This window comes from Actinomycetospora sp. 2LY8.5 (assembly GCF_057180585.1).
Genome location: NZ_JBXUHE010000007.1, coordinates 92,840 through 109,585, shown reverse-complemented (window position 1 = coordinate 109,585; position 16,746 = coordinate 92,840). Strand labels below are relative to the sequence as shown.

The 16,746-nt window shown below is 72.1% G+C and carries 15 protein-coding genes; 7 read left to right on the top strand and 8 right to left on the bottom strand.

Annotation, left to right across the window (positions count from 1 at the left end; genetic code table 11):
* Positions 1-439 precede the first annotated feature (439 nt).
* The 4 genes from AC2A1K_RS11645 to AC2A1K_RS11630 all read left to right on the top strand — a co-directional run bounded on the left by AC2A1K_RS11645 (position 440) and on the right by AC2A1K_RS11630 (position 3,874).
* Positions 440-1,081: a hypothetical protein gene (locus tag AC2A1K_RS11645; RefSeq protein WP_483896454.1), complete on the top strand. Its 642-nt coding sequence runs from the start codon at positions 440-442 to the stop codon at positions 1,079-1,081.
* Positions 1,059-2,228, top strand: coding sequence for a helix-turn-helix domain-containing protein (locus tag AC2A1K_RS11640; RefSeq protein WP_483896453.1), 1,170 nt, complete (start codon positions 1,059-1,061; stop codon positions 2,226-2,228). The genes AC2A1K_RS11645 and AC2A1K_RS11640 overlap by 23 nt, the downstream gene beginning before the upstream one ends.
* A 523-nt stretch (positions 2,229-2,751) precedes the next feature.
* Positions 2,752-2,985: a DUF4062 domain-containing protein gene (locus AC2A1K_RS11635; RefSeq protein ID WP_483896452.1), complete on the top strand. Its 234-nt coding sequence runs from the start codon at positions 2,752-2,754 to the stop codon at positions 2,983-2,985.
* Positions 2,897-3,874 carry a hypothetical protein gene (locus tag AC2A1K_RS11630; RefSeq protein ID WP_483896552.1) on the top strand — a complete coding sequence of 326 codons (978 nt, stop codon included), beginning with the start codon at positions 2,897-2,899 and terminating at the stop codon, positions 3,872-3,874. Before AC2A1K_RS11635 ends, AC2A1K_RS11630 begins: the two co-directional genes overlap by 89 nt.
* Positions 3,875-4,140: 266 nt before the next feature.
* Here AC2A1K_RS11630 and AC2A1K_RS11625 read toward each other — a convergent pair whose 3' ends face one another.
* On the bottom strand, positions 4,141-5,352 hold the full coding sequence (locus AC2A1K_RS11625) for an acyl-CoA dehydrogenase family protein (protein ID WP_483896451.1): 1,212 nt from the start codon (positions 5,350-5,352) through the stop codon (positions 4,141-4,143).
* A 13-nt stretch (positions 5,353-5,365) separates the two neighbouring features.
* Entirely contained in the window at positions 5,366-5,902 is a 537-nt protein-coding gene (locus AC2A1K_RS11620; RefSeq protein ID WP_483896450.1) for an SCP2 sterol-binding domain-containing protein, read from the bottom strand.
* Between the two features lie 78 nt (positions 5,903-5,980).
* Here AC2A1K_RS11620 and AC2A1K_RS11615 point away from each other — a divergent pair, with 78 nt between their 5' ends.
* Entirely contained in the window at positions 5,981-6,646 is a 666-nt protein-coding gene (locus AC2A1K_RS11615) for a TetR/AcrR family transcriptional regulator (protein ID WP_483896449.1), read from the top strand.
* Here AC2A1K_RS11615 and AC2A1K_RS11610 read toward each other — a convergent pair.
* Positions 6,643-7,044, bottom strand: a complete 402-nt coding sequence (locus tag AC2A1K_RS11610) for a hypothetical protein (RefSeq protein ID WP_483896448.1) — start codon at positions 7,042-7,044, stop codon at positions 6,643-6,645. The two genes, AC2A1K_RS11615 and AC2A1K_RS11610, sit on opposite strands and share 4 nt — an antisense overlap.
* Positions 7,045-7,211: 167 nt before the next feature.
* Between AC2A1K_RS11610 and AC2A1K_RS11605 the strand changes: the two genes are divergently transcribed.
* Positions 7,212-9,131: a histidine kinase gene (locus tag AC2A1K_RS11605; RefSeq protein WP_483896547.1), complete on the top strand. Its 1,920-nt coding sequence runs from the start codon at positions 7,212-7,214 to the stop codon at positions 9,129-9,131.
* Positions 9,128-9,769: a response regulator transcription factor gene (locus AC2A1K_RS11600; RefSeq protein ID WP_483896447.1), complete on the top strand. Its 642-nt coding sequence runs from the start codon at positions 9,128-9,130 to the stop codon at positions 9,767-9,769. Before AC2A1K_RS11605 ends, AC2A1K_RS11600 begins: the two co-directional genes overlap by 4 nt.
* A gap of 4 nt (positions 9,770-9,773) precedes the next feature.
* On the opposite strand, the gene AC2A1K_RS11595 is transcribed toward AC2A1K_RS11600, so the two are convergent.
* From AC2A1K_RS11595 to AC2A1K_RS11575, 5 genes are all read right to left on the bottom strand, one after another.
* Positions 9,774-10,166 carry a hypothetical protein gene (locus AC2A1K_RS11595; RefSeq protein WP_483896446.1) on the bottom strand — a complete coding sequence of 131 codons (393 nt, stop codon included), beginning with the start codon at positions 10,164-10,166 and terminating at the stop codon, positions 9,774-9,776.
* Between the two features lie 128 nt (positions 10,167-10,294).
* Positions 10,295-13,993 (bottom strand): ATP-binding protein, encoded by a 3,699-nt coding sequence (locus tag AC2A1K_RS11590; protein ID WP_483896445.1) that lies wholly within the window; start codon positions 13,991-13,993, stop codon positions 10,295-10,297.
* Positions 13,990-15,336 (bottom strand): sensor histidine kinase, encoded by a 1,347-nt coding sequence (locus tag AC2A1K_RS11585; protein ID WP_483896444.1) that lies wholly within the window; start codon positions 15,334-15,336, stop codon positions 13,990-13,992. Before AC2A1K_RS11585 ends, AC2A1K_RS11590 begins: the two co-directional genes overlap by 4 nt.
* A 60-nt stretch (positions 15,337-15,396) precedes the next feature.
* Entirely contained in the window at positions 15,397-16,062 is a 666-nt protein-coding gene (locus AC2A1K_RS11580; RefSeq protein ID WP_483896443.1) for a response regulator transcription factor, read from the bottom strand.
* Positions 16,053-16,634, bottom strand: a complete 582-nt coding sequence (locus tag AC2A1K_RS11575; protein WP_483896442.1) for a histidine kinase — start codon at positions 16,632-16,634, stop codon at positions 16,053-16,055. Before AC2A1K_RS11575 ends, AC2A1K_RS11580 begins: the two co-directional genes overlap by 10 nt.
* Positions 16,635-16,746: the final 112 nt, after the last annotated feature.

The window sequence follows — 16,746 nt, the reverse complement described above, 5'->3', positions numbered from 1 at the left end:
GTGACGTACGGCCCTGATCATCGTCAGGGGCCTCGGCAGCTGAGCGGCCGGTCCGACCCCGGCCCGCCGGAGTGAAGACGCCGACGGCGCCGGTCACGACAACAACCCTCGTGACCAGCGCCGATGCCGTTGGGGAGCGTCAGGCGATGTGCCGGCCACTGATGGCGCGGGCGATGACGAGCTGCTGGATCTGTTCGGTGCCCTCGAAGATGTCGTAGATCTGTCGTGGGTCCTCTGCGACCTGTACCGCCCCCGGGTGGACCTGCTCCGACCTGCGCCTGAGCTGCTCAAGACTTCTCAGCGCCGCTCGGCCCTCCCCGACCTCCGACGGCCTGGCGACGGCCTGGCCGTAGCCGCCGGAGCACCTCTCGCCCGGTTCGAGGTCAGTCGTCGGCGTGTTCCGGCGAGGTGTGACTATCGCGGTGATAATATCACCGCCATGATCACGGACGAGGACCGTCGGTGGCTCACGACCTCCCTCCAACCGCTCTGCGGCCCGCTCTACCAGAGCTTCGATCGTGGCGTCGCCGTCGCCTACGGCCACTTCGAGAGGTATCCGGACTGTGACCCGGACGCACTATCGCCGGTGCGGTCCCACCTCACCCGGTTCCACACCCGCGAGGCCGTCAGAGGGTTCGAGCGCGACGGTGAGCTGGGCGCCTGGACCGTCGTGGGGGCGAGGCCAAATGCGGCCTTCTGGCTACGTCACGGGCTGCTGCGGGTCCGCGTGCTGCACGACGGCCCCGGCGGTACCGTGCCTCCGCCCGGCACGAACCACGCTCGGATCGCCTACTACCAGAACGAGCAGCTGGCCCTGTTCGGCGCGGAGGCGAGTCTCCTCCTAGCGCTCTGGCACGTAGACGTCGAGACGAAGGAGGTCTCCGTCCGCGTGGTGCGGCCGCGCGGCAAGTGGAAGCTTGGCCAACCGATCCGCGCCGACTTGGACTTCGTTCTACCTCGCGTCGACGTTGAGCTGGCCGGGATGGAGTGGTGGCCGGTCAACGAGGAGCTCGAGCTCCCGCTGGACGCCGACACCGACGAGAGCCAGGAGGACGAGGATGCAGGCGGAGACAGCGGGTGAGCGGGTCCGCGCCATCCGTCATCTGCTAGGTCTGACCCAAGGCGATCTTGCTGGCATGACCGGTCTAAGCCAGTCGATGATCTCGCAAGTCGAGAACGGGACGAAGAGCGCAACGACTGACTTCTTGCGGTCTGTCAGCCGTGGGACCTCTACGCCGTTGTCCTTCTTCTCCGTGGAGACTGTGGACATTCCTGCTGGTAGCGTGAGGCACCGGAAGCTCGCGAGTGCCACCGCGGGTGATACGAAGCGTGTCGAGACCTTGACGGTCGAGGCTTACAGAATCCTAAAGCAACTGGCGAGTCAAGCGAGACTGAAGAGTCCATCACTTTCGCTCGTGGAAGCCGACGAGCTCGATTCGAACAGCATCGACGACGTCGCAGACCGAACCCGAGCCGAGCTAATGCTCCCCGAAGATCAGCCAATTGGGAACCTTATTAGAGCCTGCGAGCGATCCGGGATCGGCGTGGTTCCATTGACATTCAACGATGGCGAAACCGGTACCATCGAGGACAGCGTCGGCCATTTCGGGAACTCCGTGTGGAGGACCGAGACGGAAGCTCCTTTGATCGGCTTCTTTACCAACGGAGCAGGCGACCGACAGCGATTTACGGTTGCTCATGAACTCGGCCACCTAGTGATGCACAGCAATCGTCGAACCATCACGGGATCACCTGCAGAGGATGAAGCGAACAGATTTGCAGGTGCGCTACTATTCCCGCGTTCGCGTGCGATCGAGGTGCTAAGCGACGACGTCACTTTGCGAAGCCTCGCCAGCCTCAAAGCCCGGTGGGGCATTAGCATTCAGGCGCTAATAATGCGCGGTTACCACCTCGGCTTGATTAGCCCCGAGCGGCGGACATCGCTCTTTAAGCAGCTATCAGCGCGTGGTTGGCGAAAAGCAGAACCGGTTACGGTTCACCACGAGGAACCTCAGCTTCTACGGAAGCTGGTCGAGAAGAACTTTGGCAGCTTTTCGGAGGTTGGTCGACTGTCTGAAGCTTTGGCTCTCGGTCCGCTTGCACTTCGCTCTCTAATCCCACCATCGTCTGACCGCGAAAATGCCTACACAGAGAACGTTCGCAAGTTCGAGCGGCGGTCCGCAAAACGGCAGCAGCCTAGTGACTCGCTACACGTAGACGAGTGTTAGGAGAATGGCTTCGTATGCCTACAGGCGTACTAGGGCGACGATGAGTAACGTAGTTCCGTATAACGTGACCACGACATGGAGCACGGTCCAAAGCTTGTTGAGTCGGATTCGGTGAAGAATCGGGAACTCCTCGCTATGAGCTTCACGACTGGCGTCAAGTCTATCTTCGCTACTAAGGCTGCCGAGCTCGCGAAGAGCCTCAGTAAGTGCGCGCGCCTGCGATAGGTGGTACGCCGAACGTTCGTAATACTTCGCGACCGACAAGCTTCCGTATACGCCCACTATGATGATAAAGGAGCTAAGCGGAATAGTCAGGCCACTGAACTTCTGTTGCACGATTAGAGCGCTTAGTGCTGCTGTGATCACGAGGAGGAAGTTCGTAAGCGTGGAGCGCTGGGTCTCCGATTGTCGAAGTTGTTCGCGCTGCTCCTTCCAGTACGCGAGCACTGCATCTTCGGAGGCCAACGGTTCCCCTCTCGTCAAGAGTTGTTCAGCTTAGCGCCAACCGATCGGACGGTACACCGTGCGCGTCTTCTTGAGTAGCGTCAGAAAAGGCCTTGAGGAAGAGCAGGACGCCCTTCCTGGAATAATCGCAGCCTTGGGTCACGAGGTCATTCGTTTCGAAGACTTTAGCGCCCAACACGTGCCGAGTCGGCAAGCGTGCTTAAGTGCCCTGGCAGACGCAGATGTGCATCCTCCTACTTGGACCTCAGTACGGCCATCGATTCCTGGACACTGGAAACTCTCCGACACATGAGGAATGGACAGCTGCAAGGGCAGCAGGGATGCCTCTAATCGTTTACCGCAAGACGGGTGTCGAGTTCGAGCCCGAGCAGCAGGCCTTGTCGCGCGAGATAGGTGACTATACCATTGGCGTGTTCCATGATTCCTTCTCTAATGCGTTGGAGCTGCTTCCTAAGGTAACCGCCAAGATCAGGGAACTCGAGTCAGCCGACCAGTCTCTCGACTTCGAGAACCTTGATGCATCGACGCAGGTTGAGTGGCGGAGCGACTTTCAACCGGAGCAGCAGGGGTTTCAGTCGACTTCGCGACCAATGCTTGAGGTCCACGCAATTCCAATTGCGTTCGGCGGGTATTCTGGAAGAGTTCCCGCGGAGATTCGTGACTCTCTGCCCAGGCGCTTACGGCAATCCGGAGTTGTCGAGGCGAGTGCAGGTCTTGAACCCTCGGGGACAGAGGTGGACGCGATCGTGCGTGTGCCGGAGCAGAGCCGCGGTTCCTGGGACTCCCCCCAGAAGGAGCAACTTAGAGGCGTCCGAGTCGGCAAGTCGGGTCAGGTCTCTGCGTGGTCTACCGTGCCCCATAACTCAATCGCCTCTGTTCTCGATCCGGTAAGGTTGCCGACGCAGATCGCCGACATGCTGCGTCTGATGGGCAACCTCAACTTGATAGAAGGCGATCGGATAGCCATCGGCGCTGGCGTCGATCCGGTATCAGTACTCACCACTGGAACGTTTGACGAGAGTCGCTCAAGCGACCGCGCCTACAACATCAAGATGACGAGCCAGCCGCTCAGACTCAAGCCAGACGAGTCGGTATCAGCCGTTGCACTGAGCACAGGGGCGGCGGAGGTGGCTTCGTATGTTGCGCGGGCGCTGATTGAACAGTTGAATCTACGACGATAACGCCGTGGCCCGATGATCTCGTGTTTCAAGTAGAGGCTTTGTCTTCACTGTCGTGGCGCCGGCTCGGCCCCGGCCCGCCGGAACGGAGTGGGAGGCCAGGGCCGGAAGGCCGTGGCCGGCGCCAACTCCTCCGGCGGCCTGAGGACGGCCTGATCATGAAGACGTCGCCGAGGACCGGACGCCGAGGCACACGCCGGGCTTGGACGCACCACGGCGCCGGTCACGACAACAACCCTCGTGACCAGCGCCGATGCCGTTGGGGAGCGTCAGGCGATGTGCCGGCCACTGATGGCGCGGGCGATGACGAGCTGCTGGATCTGTTCGGTGCCCTCGAAGATGTCGTAGATCTTCGAGTCGCGGTGCATCCGTTCGACGGGGTGCTCGCGCGAGTAGCCGGCGCCGCCGAGAATCTGGATCGCACGCTCGGTGGCCCACACCGCGACGCGGCCGGCCTTGAGCTTGGACATCGAGCCCTCGCCGGCCTCGAACGCCACGTTGTTGCGCCCCATCCACGCGGCGCGCCACACGAGCATGCGAGCCGCGTCGATCTCGGTCTTCACATCCGCGAGCGTGAACGCGATCGACTGGTTGTCGATGATCGGACGCCCGAAGGTGATGCGCTCCTTCGCGTAGTCCAGGGCGTACTCGTAGGCCGCCCGCGCGATCCCGATCGCCTGCGAGCCCACGGTCGGCCGCGACAGCTCGAAGGTCTGCATCGCCGACGAGCCCTTCGACTTCTGCCCCTCGCGGGCCCGCGCGAGGCGCTCGTCGAGCTTCTCCTTGCCGCCGAGCAGGCAGGAGCCGGGGACCGTGACGTCGTCGAGGAAGACGTCGGCGGTGTGCGACGCCCGCAGGCCCATCTTCTTGATCTTGCGGGTGGACTCGAGCCCCGGCGTGTTCGGCGGCACGACGAACGCGGCCTGGCCGCGCGAGCCCAGCGAGGAGTCGACCACCGCCTGGACGACGTGGATGTTCGCGATGCCGCCGTTGGTCGCCCACGCCTTGGCGCCGGAGAGCGTCCACTCGCCCTTCGCCTCGTCGTAGGTGGCGCGGGTGCGCATCGCCGAGACATCCGACCCCGACTCGGGCTCCGACGAGCAGAACGCCGCGACCTTCACGTCGCCGGCGTCGCCGTAGCACTGCGGAATCCACTCGACCATCTGCTCGGGCGTGCCCGAGGCGAAGATGCCGGCGACGGCGAGCGTGGTCCCGAAGATCGCCATTCCGATGCCGCCGTCACCCCAGAACAGCTCCTCGTTGACGATCGGCAGGCTCAGGCCGCTCTCGTCGCCCCAGAAGCTGGCCAGGGTCTCGAAGTTGTACAGCTCGATCTTCGCGGCCTCCTGCAGGACCGGCCACGGCGTCTCCTCGCGCTCGTCCCACTCGGCCGCGGCCGGCCGGATGACCTCGGCGGCGAACCCGTGGGCCCAGTCGCGCAGGTCGGTGTGCTCCTCGGAGAGCTCCATGGAGAAGGTCATCGCGGGGCTCCCGTCACGCCGAGGGGATGGTGAACATCTTCTGCAGGGCGGTCGCGAACCCGACGTCGCCCTGAACCTTGAGCTTGCGGGTCATGAAGAGCGTGACCGGCGAGGCGTTGTTCGTCACGATCTTGAGGAACTGCACGCCGTCCATGGTCAGCTCGGTACGCGGCTCCTCCGAGAGCGTCTCCGACACCTCGCAGGTGCCGTGCTGCATGGCCGTCTGGAAGTCGTCGCTGCCGCCGGACGACGCGCCGGTGACGTGCCAGTGCACGACCTGGCGCTTCGCACTGGAACCCTTCGAGGAGTAGAACTCCGCCATCCGCCCGAAGATGGCGTCCAGCACGGGCCGGCGGACGTCCGACGACATGACGGCCTCGAGCTGTCCCTTGCCGGTGCTCTTGACCAGTCGCGCGAACAGGGAGGGATCGATGTCCTTGCCCCCGCCCTGGGCCAGGCCGTCGCGCAGGGCGCCGACCAGCTGCTCGTCGGACAACGACTGCGGGTCGAGACTGCGACCCAGCTCGTTGACGTCGATCTTCTCGGGCACGGGTTCACTCCGTTGTTTCCGGTACTGGCGGTCCCGCCAACGGGCCGTACTTTACGCGCCGGTAGATAGGACGCAAGCGTGACCTCGGAGACGTCGCGCTCGGGGCGGCAGCGCCTGGCGCCCGAGGTCCGCCGCCGCCAGGTCCTCGACGCCGCGGTGGCGGTGTTCTCCGAGGAGGGCTTCCACGGCGCGTCGATGGACGCGGTCGCCGCGCGGGCCGGGGTCAGCAAGCCGCTGGTCTACGTGCACGGGGGCAGCAAGGACGAGCTGTTCGCCGCATGCCTGCACCGCGAGGCGGAACGGCTCCTGGACGCGGTGCAGAGCGCGGCCGGGGCGTCCGGCGAGGCCCCACTCGTGCGCCTGCGCCGAGCCCTGCGCGCCTTCTTCCACGCCCTCACCACGCAGCGGGCCGGGTGGACGGTGCTCTATCGGCAGGCGTCGACGGGGCCGTTCGCCGGCGAGGTCGACGCCCTGCGCCGGCGCATCGTCGAGGAGGCCGCGGACCTCGTGGCCGACGGGCTCGGCGTGCCCCGCGCCGTCGCGCTGCCCTACGCGCACACGCTCGTCGGCGCCGCCGAGGGGCTCGCCGACTGGTGGCTCGGCGAGCCCGACGCCGCGCGGGCCGGCGACGCCGAACCCGCCGACGTCCTGGCCGACATGCTCCTCGCCGTCGTCGGGCCGGGGATCGAGGCGCTGACGAGCGGCGCGATCGCGTCGTCTTCGGTAGTCTCGGGAGAACGCTAGACGGGCTGATACGACCCGATCCGCGTCCGCAGGCCCGTCACCCCGACCACGAGGGCCGCGACGACGAGGACCGCGATGCCGCCCTCGCCGCCGGCCACGGTTCCCTCACCGGAGATCGCCGAGGAGACGATCGAGAGACCGGGCACGAGGAGCACCGTCAGCAGGACGCCGCCGACGGCGGCCGCCGTCGTCACGCCGCGGGACCGGCCGCGGGTCAGGCGCAGGGTGAGCGACACCGACCCGACCGCGACCAGCACGAGCCCGACGAAGAACGCCGAGACGTCGATCGGACTCCCGCTCGCGCCCTGGGCGGCCATCGTCGCCCACTTGACCACCCACGCCAGCGCGCCGAGCAGCGCCGCCACCGCCGTGATCCGAATCCCCGCCTGCCGGTCCATGTCCGCCTCCGTGCTCGTCGCGCCGCCCCGTCGGCGGCGTGCTGACGACGAGCACAGCGGGCGGGCGACCGCGGCGTCAGAGCCAGCACGTCCCGACGGTGTCCCGAACGACCCGTGACGTCCCGACCGTGGCGGTGTGGGACATCGGTCGGGAAAGCTCCGTGACCATGACCCCGGAGAGCGCCGCCCGTCGGTGGCCCTGGGCCGTCGCCGGGCTCGCGGCGGCGCTCGTGCTGGTCGGCGTCCCGCCGGCCGTCGCGAACGCCGCGGAGCACGGGGTGTCGGGGGTCTACGTCGTGGATGCGGTGATCGGCGGCCTGGTGCCGTTCGCCGGCGCGCTCGTGCTCACCCGCGCCCCGCGTCACCGGGTCGGGCTCGTACTGCTGTCGACCGCCGGGCTCGCCGTGAGCTTCGTGCTCGCGGAGTGGGCGGGTCACATCGGCCCCAGCGCCCCGGCCGCCTGGGCCCGGTGGGTCAGCGAGATCACCTGGGTGCCGTTCCTCGCGATCCCGACACTGCTGCCGCTCTGGTTCCCGACCGGGCAGGTGCCCTCCCCGCGCTGGCGCCCGCTGCAGGTCGTCGTGCTGACGCTGCTCGGGGCCCTCGTCGTGGTCGGGATCCTGCAGCCGCGGCTCGAGGACGGGTCACCCTCGCCGCTGGGTCCCGACCTCCCGATCGACGGGGCCACCGGGGTGCTCACCTTCGCCACCCTCGTCGGTGCGCTCGCGTGCCTCGCGTCCGCGATCGTCCGCTACCGGGGCGCGCCGCGGACCGACCGGCGGTCACTGCGCCGCTTCGTCGTCGCCGTCGCCCTGCTCGTGCTGCTGGTGTTCCTGCCGGGTGTGCCGGTCGTGGTGGGCGACCTGCTCATGGGGCTCGGGGTGGTCGTCGTCGCGGGCACCGTCGCCGCCGCGGTCCTGGACGGGCTGCCGGGCCTCGACCTCGCCGTGGACCGGACCGTCGTGGCGGGCCTCGCCGCCGCGACCTGCTCGGTGATCTACGTCGTGGTCGTGGCGGCCGCCGGGGCGTGGGTGCCGGACGCCGCCGGGTTCCTCGGGGTGGCCGCCGTCGCCGCCGCGTTCGCCCCGCTGCGCACGCTCGCCGACCGCGGGATGCGGCGCTTCGTCCACGGCCCGGCGGCCGAGCCCCTGACCGCGCTGGCCTCGGTGACCGCCCGCCTCGACGGCCCCGACGCCCTCGCGGGGGCCGCGGACGCGGTGCGGTCGGGCGCCGGGGTCGACGGGGTCGCGGTGCTCGACCGCGACGGCGTCGAGCTCGCCCGCGCCGGCACCCCGCCCGCGCCGGGCGCAGGGACGGCGGTCCCGATGGTCGCCGCCGGCGCGACGGTCGGCACCCTGCGCGTCACGGGCGACGCGGCGGGCCCGCTGCTCGCGGCCTTCGCCCGCACGCTCGGCGCGGCGCTGCACGCGTCGTCGCTGGTCGGCGAGCTGCAGACCGCGCGGGAGGGGCTGGTGCTCGCGGCGGAGGAGGAGCGCCGGCGCCTGCACCACGACCTGCACGACGGCCTCGGCCCGGTCCTCGCCCACGCCGTGCTCGGGCTCGACGGCGCGCGGCAGGCGGCCGACCCGGCCGTCGCCGCCGAGCTCGACGCGGTGAAGGCGAACCTGCAGGCGGCGATGGCCGACCTGCGCCACCTCGTGCACGGGCTACGGCCGCCCGCCCTCGACGAGCTCGGGCTCACCGGGGCGCTCGCCGAGCACGCGCGGCGCGCGGCCGGTCCCCGGGTCGTCCTCGACCTCGAGGAGGTGCCCGCCAGCCTGCCCGCCGCGGTGGAGGTGGCGACCTACCGCATCGTCTGCGAGGCCCTCGCGAACGCCGCCCGCCACGCGGCGGCCTCGCGGTGCGACGTCCGGATCGGGGTCGAGGGCGGCGCGCTCGCCGTCGAGGTGCGCGACGACGGCGTGGGCTTCGAGGCCGACGCGAGCGAGGGCGTCGGGCTCGGGTCGATCCGCCGCCGGGCGGCCGAGCTGGGCGGCACGACCTGCCTGACGGCCGCGGAGGGCGGCGGCACGCGCGTAGCGGTCCGGGTGCCGCTGCGGGACCGCGCGCCGGAGCCGGCGCCGTGACCGACGTGCGGATCGTGCTCGTCGACGACCATCCCCTCTACCGCTCGGGTCTGCGTGCGATGACCGAGCGCACCGCCGGCCTGGCGTGCGTCGGCGAGGCAGCGTCCGGCGAGGACGCGCTCGCGCTGCTGGCCACGACGGCGTGCGACGTCGTGCTCATGGATCTGCGGATGCCGGGCATGGGCGGGGTCGAGGCGACGCGGCGGATCGCGGTCGGCCCGGCGGCGCCCGCGGTGCTGGTGCTGACCATGGTCGAGGACGACGAGGCGGTGCTCGCCGCCCTGCGCGTGGGGGCGCGCGGCTACGTGCTCAAGGGCGCGGACACCGCGGAGCTGTCGGCGGCGGTGTCGGTCGTCGCCCACGGGGGCCTGGCCGTCGGGACCGCGGCCGCCGCCGGGCTGGTCGCCCGCCTCGACGACGACCGCGTCCCCGCGGCACCGTTCCCGGACCTCACCACGCAGGAACGCCGCGTCCTCGAGCTGCTCGCCACCGGGCGTTCGACGGCGGGCATCGCCGCCGAGCTCTCGCTGAGCAGCAAGACGGTGCGGAACTACCTCTCGAGCACCTACGCGAAGCTCGCCGTGACCGACCGGTTCGAGGCCATCGCCCGCGCCCGGGAGCACGGTCTCGGGCGCTGAGCGGTCACCGCGGGGTCGCCTCCCGGTGCCCGCGGGCGAGGGCGCGCGAGACGACCGGGGAGAGCGGCCGCGTGGGGCGCCGGGTCGTATCGGGCATGGCGTCCGCCGCGTCCTCGGCCGGCTCGTCGATCTCCGCCGGGTCGGCCGGCGCCTGGATCTCGATCCATCCGGGCGCGAGGTGGGTGAACTGGACGTTCGCCACCCCGAGCGCGTTCGCCATGTGGCGCCCGGCCTCGGTGGCGTCCTCCCAGATCTGCGACCTCTCGCCGAGCCCGCCCCGGACGGCGGCGGTGCGCCAGAGGTTGCGGACCTCGTGCTCGGCGAACCGGATCTCGGCCCACTCCCGGCGACGGTCGCGCGACCAGGACCGGGGCAGGGCAGTGGCGATGATCGGCATGGTGGCCTCCTGACCGCGAGTTGTCGCTGGTCAGAAGCCTGCTCAGGGCGTGGCCACCTCACGATGGAGCGCGCCCCCGCACGACCGGGGCCGACCCCCGGAGCAGGGTGGGGCGGGCCCCCCGAGGGTTACCGCCCCAGGCGGCCCTGGAGCTCGTCACAGGTCCGCAGCGCGGCCTCGGACGCGATCCGCAGCCCCCGGGTGGAGGCCGGGTGGGCCAGGCGGACCTGCCAGAAGCGACGCTCGGCCTCGAGGGCGTCGGACAGGGCGGCCGCCTCGGCGTCGGGCGGGAGACCCAGGCGGAGGTGGGGCGTGTCGCCGTCGCCGCCCCAGAGCCGTTCGGCGCGCTCCTGGTCGGCGGGCGCCAGGCTCGGCGGCCGGGCGAGCAGCTCGACCTCGACGAGCGCGTGGTTCCCGATCCGCAGGCTCTCGAGCCGATAGCGCAACCGGTCGGTCCGCGGGTCGCGCGGGGCCGCGCGCAGGAACACGTCCAGTGCCTCGACCGCGGTCCGGGCGCGCAGGACGTCGGAGCGCGCGACCAGGCGGCGCTCGACCGCGGCCGCCGAGCGCTGCGGCGTCCCGGCCGCGACGAGGGCGTGGGGCAGCGGGGGACGGGGGCCGGGGCCGCCGACGTCGGTCAGCATCACGACGCCGTCCGGGCGGGCGTCGTCGACCACGACCGTGCCGCGGGCGAGGTGCTCGCCGAGCATCGACCGTAGCGTCGGCGCGGGTGCCGGACCGACGCTCGAGCGGACGGCCAGGCGCAGCGCGCCCTCGAGTCGGGTGCGCATCTCCGCGATCCGCGCCGCCTGCGGCCCGCCGGGCCACGCGGCCCGGGCCTCGTCGAGGAGCTCGCGCACGCGGTCGAGCAGCATCCGCCCGGCGCGCGGCGCGGCGCCCGCGACCGGCCTGGTCGGCTCCCGCGGCCCAGGGACGACGGCGAGCGGGGTGAGCGCGGTGACCGGCTCCCGGCGCGGCTCCGGAGCCACCCGCGGCACCGGGCCGGGCGCGCCGTCGACCCTGGCGTCAGGGGCGGCGTCGGTGCCCTCGGCGCGGTCCTGGCCGTTCTCGCGTCCTCGCGGGGGCTCGGGTGGCTCGGGTGGCTCGGGTGGCTCGTCGGCGTCCTCGTCGGGCTCTGACTCGGGCTCTGACTCGGGCTCTGACTCGGGCTCCGACCCGGGCTCCGGGTCGGCGGACTCGGGCTCCGACTCGGGCTCGCCGGCGGGCGCGACATCCGTGGCGTCGACGTGCGCGGGCTCGGCGGACTCAGCCCGGCCGGCGACGTCGGCCGGCGCCACGTCCTGCTCGGACGCCGCTTCGGCGGCCGCCGGGGCGTCCCCGTCGGCCGGCTCCTCGGCATCGGGTCTGCGGACGGTCGCCGTCTGCGCGTCGGCGCCGGGCGGGGTCACCGCACCCGCGACACGGACGACCTCCGTGGGTCCGGGCTCGGGCGGGGATGCCGGCGCGACCCGTGTCACCGGTGCGGTGCGTGACGGCGGCCGTTCGGTCAGCGCGGCCAGGGTGAGCGTCCGGGGGTCGAGCAGCGACGGGCCGACGTTGCTGGTGTCGGCCTCGGACAGCGGTTCCACCGGGGGCGCGGCCTCCGGTTCGTCCATCGCGGGCGCGACCGGCACGTAGCCCTCGACCGTCGTGCCCCGTCCCGGCGCCGAGTCGAGGGAGATGCCGCCGCCGGTGCGCACGATCCGCGCACTGAGGTTGCGCATCCCCTTACCGGCGGCGCCACCGAGGGACGCGGGGTCGAAGCCGGGCCCGTCGTCGCGCACCACGAACCGCAGCTGCGAGCCCGAGGGCCCCGCCGACTCGCTGAACCGCACGGTCACGGTGGCGCCGGGCGCGTGCTTGCGGGCGTTGTTCACCGCCTCGAGGCAGCAGAAGTAGACGGCCGCCTCGACGTCGCCGTCGAAGCGCCGCCCCGCGGCGAGCTCGGAGGACAGCAGGACGGGCGGGTGCACGCCGTGGAAGTCGGCGGTCAGCGCCGGGACGATGCCGCGCTCGGAGAGCACGAGGGAGGACACGCCGGTGGCGGTCTCGGCGAGCTTCGACTCGGCGGTCGCGATCCGCTCGAGCGCGTCGGCGAGCCGCTCGCGCGCCTTCTCGACGCGCCCGGCCCGCACGTGGTGCTCGACGAGGCCGAGGCCCAGGCGCAGCGACACGAGGTGGTGCTGGGCACCGTCGTGCAGGTCACGCTCGATCGTGCGGCGCTCGTGGTCCATCTCGGCGACGACCTGGCGCCGCGAGGCGGCGATGTGCTCGGCGTGGGCGCGGGCGGCGCGCAGCTGGCGCTCGAGGTCGATCCCGAGCCTGCTCGCCTCGAGCACCGGGGTGAGACTGTCGGCGATGTCGCCGAGCAACCGGCGCCGGTCGGCGTCGAGGCCCACGCCGGCGCCGCGGTCGACCGCCAGCGTGCCGATCCGCTCCTCGCCGCGGCGCACGGTCACCTCGGTGCCCTCATCCGCGTCGCTCCCGGCGGCGCCGGGAGCGACCCAACGGTAGGTGCGGTCGCGCAGCCCGGGGCGGGTGACCGTCAGGTGGCACCAGCGCGCGCCGAGCCCGACCCCCACCGCCTCGGCGATCGCGGCGATGTCGGGGCCCTCCTCCTCGCCGGGACCGCTCAGCGCCACGATCCCGGCCAACGCGCTGTAGGGGGTGGGGCGGCGTCCGTAGAGGAGCTGGTCGACCGTGCGCTCGATCCGCTCGGACAGCACGGGGTAGAGCCCGGCCCCGACCAGGACCGCGATGACGAGCGCGGCCGTGCCGCCGAGGAACCCTGCGAGGGCGGCCTCGACGATCACGACGGTGCCGCCCGCCAGGACGACGAGAAGCGCGAGCGCGAGGCCGCGCCCGAAGCGCCGTTCGGCCGACCACAGGCGCGGACGGTCGGCGGCGATGAGCACCGCCACCGGGATCGCCACCGAGGCGAGGCGGGAGGCCCAGAAGAGGGGACCGGTCGGCGCGTGCGTCCCGTGAGCGGTGGGGTCGACGAGCTCGAGACCCGGGCGTCCGAACACCAGCAGGACCACGGTCATGATCCCGAGGACCACCGTCGTCACGACGGCGGCGATGAGCACGCTGACGACGAGCCGGACCTGGGTCCGCTGCTCGGAGGTGAGGCGCCCCGACCGCTGCCGGTGGGTCAATGCGAGCAGGCCGGCCGCGGGGACGACCGCCCCGAAGAAGAGCACGCAGCTCACGGTGTGGGGCAGCAGCGCGGTACCGAACCCGACCACGAGCAGCCCGACCGACCCGGCGGCGACGACGAGGCGCCCGGTGGTGGTCCGCATGTCGACGCCGGGACGTCCGGTGGGGTGCAGGAGCAGCGCGACCACGAACGCCAGGCAGGCGACCGCGTGCAGGACGACCTGGTGCACCCCGCCGATCTCGATGCCGGCCGCGTCCCGTGCCGCGGCGGCCGCGGCGTGGGCCTGCAGGTTGAACGCCCCCGCCGAGCCGACCAGCGCGACGACCGTCCACCGCGCGACCCACCAGCGCGGGGCCCGGCGCATCAGCGCGACGGCCAACACGATCGCGGCCACGGACAGGACGTAGTCGACGAGCGCCTGGCCCGCGGGCTCGCTGCGCGCGGCGGCGTCGGTGACCGCCCGCGCCCAGGTCCCCTCCGGCGCGGCGGGGTCGGCCAGCCCGGGGACGTACGCGGTGACGGCGACGATCGCGCCGAGGCCCAGCCAGACGAACGAGAACAGCGAGGTGAGCCCGAGCAGCAGCGCCCACCCGAGCGTGGCGGGGCTGGGACCCCCGGTACGGGCGGCCGCGGTGGCCGGCTCCGCGGGCACGGCGGTGGCGGTCATCGGCGAGCCCCTGCCGGTTCCGGCCCCGACTCCACGACCGGCTCGAGCTCGTCGGGCACCGAGGCGACCATCCGCAGGCGTCCGTGGTCACGATCCACGTGGAGCCGGCCACCGAGCGCGGCGAGGCGGTCGGCGTCCTCGGAGACCGCGGCCCGCAGCGCGTCCTCGGTCTCGGTGCCGCCGGCGACGACCGCGCCCACCTGCACCGCGAGCCGCCCGCCCTCGTGGGTCAGGACCGCCTCCACCGGGCCCTCGCCCGCGCACCCGGCCAGGTGGGTCAGCGCCGCCGCGGCCACGTAGTACAGGCCGGACTCCACCTCCCACGCCAGGCGTCGGGGAAGCTTCCCGACGACCGTGGTGAGGCGGGGCAGGTCGGCGGCCATCTCCTCGAGCGCGCCGACCGGTCCCTGCGCGGTGAGCACCGTCGGGTAGACCCCGCGCACGATCACCCGGAACCGGTCGATGAGGTCCTCGAGCCCCTCGAGCGCCCGGGTCAGCGCCGGGCCGGCCGGGGCGGGGTCGTCGGACTCTAGCGCGACACCCGCCTCGTCCAGCGCCGCGCGCAGCGCCTCGAGCCGATCGGTGGTGACGTGCGCGAGCTCGGTGACCAGCCGGCGCCGCTCGGCGTCACGCGCGCGAGTCAGGCGTCGCCGGGACTCGGTGAGCTCGCGGCCCAGGTCGTCGGCCCGCCGCACCCGCGCCGACAGCCGGGCGTTGAGACGGGCACCGCGCACGAGCAGGCCCGCTCCGGCGGCGACGTCGCGCACGAGGCGGCGGTCGGCGGGCGTCACGGCCTGCCCGGGCTTCTCGAGCACCAGCACCGCCCGCAGGTCGTCCCCGGTGCGCACCGGCACGGCGTGGTCGACCTCGGGGCGCGCGAGCAGCGCCGCGAGGTCGGGCACGAGCACCTCGGGGCGGTCGGGGTCCGCCTCGGCCGGCACGAGCCCGTGGTCCAGCGCGAGCCAGATCGACGCCCGCCGCGCCCGGGTGCCGTCGGCGAGCACCTGCGCGAGCCCGGCGAGGGCCGCCTCGAGCGACTCGGCCCCGGTGCGGGCGCCCGCCGCTGCGAGCGCCGTGTACGGCGACGTCGGGCGGGGGTCCAGGCGGGTCGCGACGCGCTCGAGCGCGGGGCCGGCGACGCGCAGGACGACGACCGCCAGCGCCGCGCCGAGGAACGGCGCCCAGACCCCGGCTGTGTCGGGCAGGGTGAGCACCGACGACACGGCCAGGACCAGCCCGAGCACGACAACCACCACGCCCGCGGTGATCAGCGGGCGGACGAGGTGGGCGCGCCGGGGCGCCGCACCCACCGTCGTGGTCGCCGCCGTGCTCTCCGTGGTCACCGTTCCGGCCTCCCTCGGGCGCGAGGCTAGGGCGCCGGGGGTCTGCAAACCAGGCTCGTGTCAGCCGTCCTCGCGCTGGGAGCGCAGGTAGGTCAGGACCGCCAGGACCCGCCGGTGGTGCGCGGCGGTGTCGGCCTGGAGCCCGAGCTTGTCGAAGATGTTCGCGATGTGCTTCTCGACCGCTTTCGGGGTCACGAACAGCTGGGCGGCGATGCCGTTGTTCGACCGGCCCTCCGCCATCAGCCGCAGCACGTCGATCTCGCGCTCGGACAGCGCGGAGATCAGGCCCAACTTGCCGCCCTGCGGCTTCTCCACCAGCCGCTTCGCGAGCACGGGCTCGATGACGATCTCGCCGTCGTCGATGCGCTCGAGGGTGTCGGAGAGGACGTCGACGCTGCCGACCTTCTCCTTGAGCCGGTAGCCGACCCGCTCGGTACCGATCCCGAGGATCCGCATGAGGTAGTGCGACTCGGCGTAGTGCGACAGGAAGAGCAGCCCCATGTCGGGGTGAAGCGCGCGGAGGCGCTCGGCGGCGGTGAGGCCGCCGTCGGGCTCGGGGGGCATCCGGATGTCCAGGATGGCCACGTCCACCGGCTCGGTGGCGAGCAGCCGGACGATCGCGTCGCCGTCGGCCACCGAGCCGACGATGTCGTGACCGGCGGCCTCGAGCAGCATCTGCAGGCCCTCGCGGAAGAGGGCGCCGTCCTCGGCCAGCGCTACGCGCACGGAATCCTCGCTGTCACCACGGACCCGGACGGTCCCACGTCGGTGCGCCCGCCGAGCGAGCGCGCGGTCTCCTGCAGGCGCCCCGTGGCGCCCGCTTCCAGCCCCGTGACGGCGAGGACCAGCTCGTCGCCCTCGCGGCTGATGGCCACCTCGACCGCGGGCGCGCCGACCGGCAGCGCCGCCAGGCACTCGGCGACCGCGAAGTACGTCGCGCCCTCGAGCGCGGTGCCGAAGCGCTCGGAGCTGTCGACGATCGCGACCGGGGCGTCGGCGTGCTCGGCGACCTGGCGCAGAGCGGGCCCGAGACCCGCCTCGTCCAGGAGCGGTGGGTAGAGCTTGCCGGCGAGGTTGCGCAGTTCCTCCAGGACGGCGTGCAATTCGTCCTGGACACCGTGGAGGCCCTCGGCGAGGGCGGGGTCCTGACAGCGGTGGCTCAGCAGGCCCAGGCGCAGGGCGAGCGCGGAGAGCCGCAGCGCCGGCCCGTCGTGCAGCTCGCGTTCCAGCCGCATGCGCTGGTGCCAGGAGTCGTCGGCGCCACCGGGGAGGACCGCGGGGAGCGAGTCCGGTGCCATGGCGTCATCGTGGGGCGGCGGCCCGGCGACCGGGAAGGGTGCCCACCCGACACAGAGGTGGGGTTTACCCCCCTTGCACAACGGCGACGACGACAGTCCGCGACCATGTCGT

Bases quoted from the DNA above. Each gene is read 5' to 3' on its own strand.
- AC2A1K_RS11645 (WP_483896454.1), top strand. From the start codon at position 440: ATGATCACGGACGAGGACCGTCGGTGGCTCACGACCTCCCTCCAACCG.
- AC2A1K_RS11625 (WP_483896451.1), bottom strand. From the start codon at position 5,352: ATGACCTTCTCCATGGAGCTCTCCGAGGAGCACACCGACCTGCGCGAC.
- AC2A1K_RS11605 (WP_483896547.1), top strand. From the start codon at position 7,212: ATGACCCCGGAGAGCGCCGCCCGTCGGTGGCCCTGGGCCGTCGCCGGG.
- AC2A1K_RS11610 (WP_483896448.1), bottom strand. From the start codon at position 7,044: ATGGACCGGCAGGCGGGGATTCGGATCACGGCGGTGGCGGCGCTGCTC.
- AC2A1K_RS11590 (WP_483896445.1), bottom strand. From the start codon at position 13,993: ATGACCGCCACCGCCGTGCCCGCGGAGCCGGCCACCGCGGCCGCCCGT.
- AC2A1K_RS11595 (WP_483896446.1), bottom strand. From the start codon at position 10,166: ATGCCGATCATCGCCACTGCCCTGCCCCGGTCCTGGTCGCGCGACCGT.
- AC2A1K_RS11640 (WP_483896453.1), top strand. From the start codon at position 1,059: ATGCAGGCGGAGACAGCGGGTGAGCGGGTCCGCGCCATCCGTCATCTG.
- AC2A1K_RS11575 (WP_483896442.1), bottom strand. From the start codon at position 16,634: ATGGCACCGGACTCGCTCCCCGCGGTCCTCCCCGGTGGCGCCGACGAC.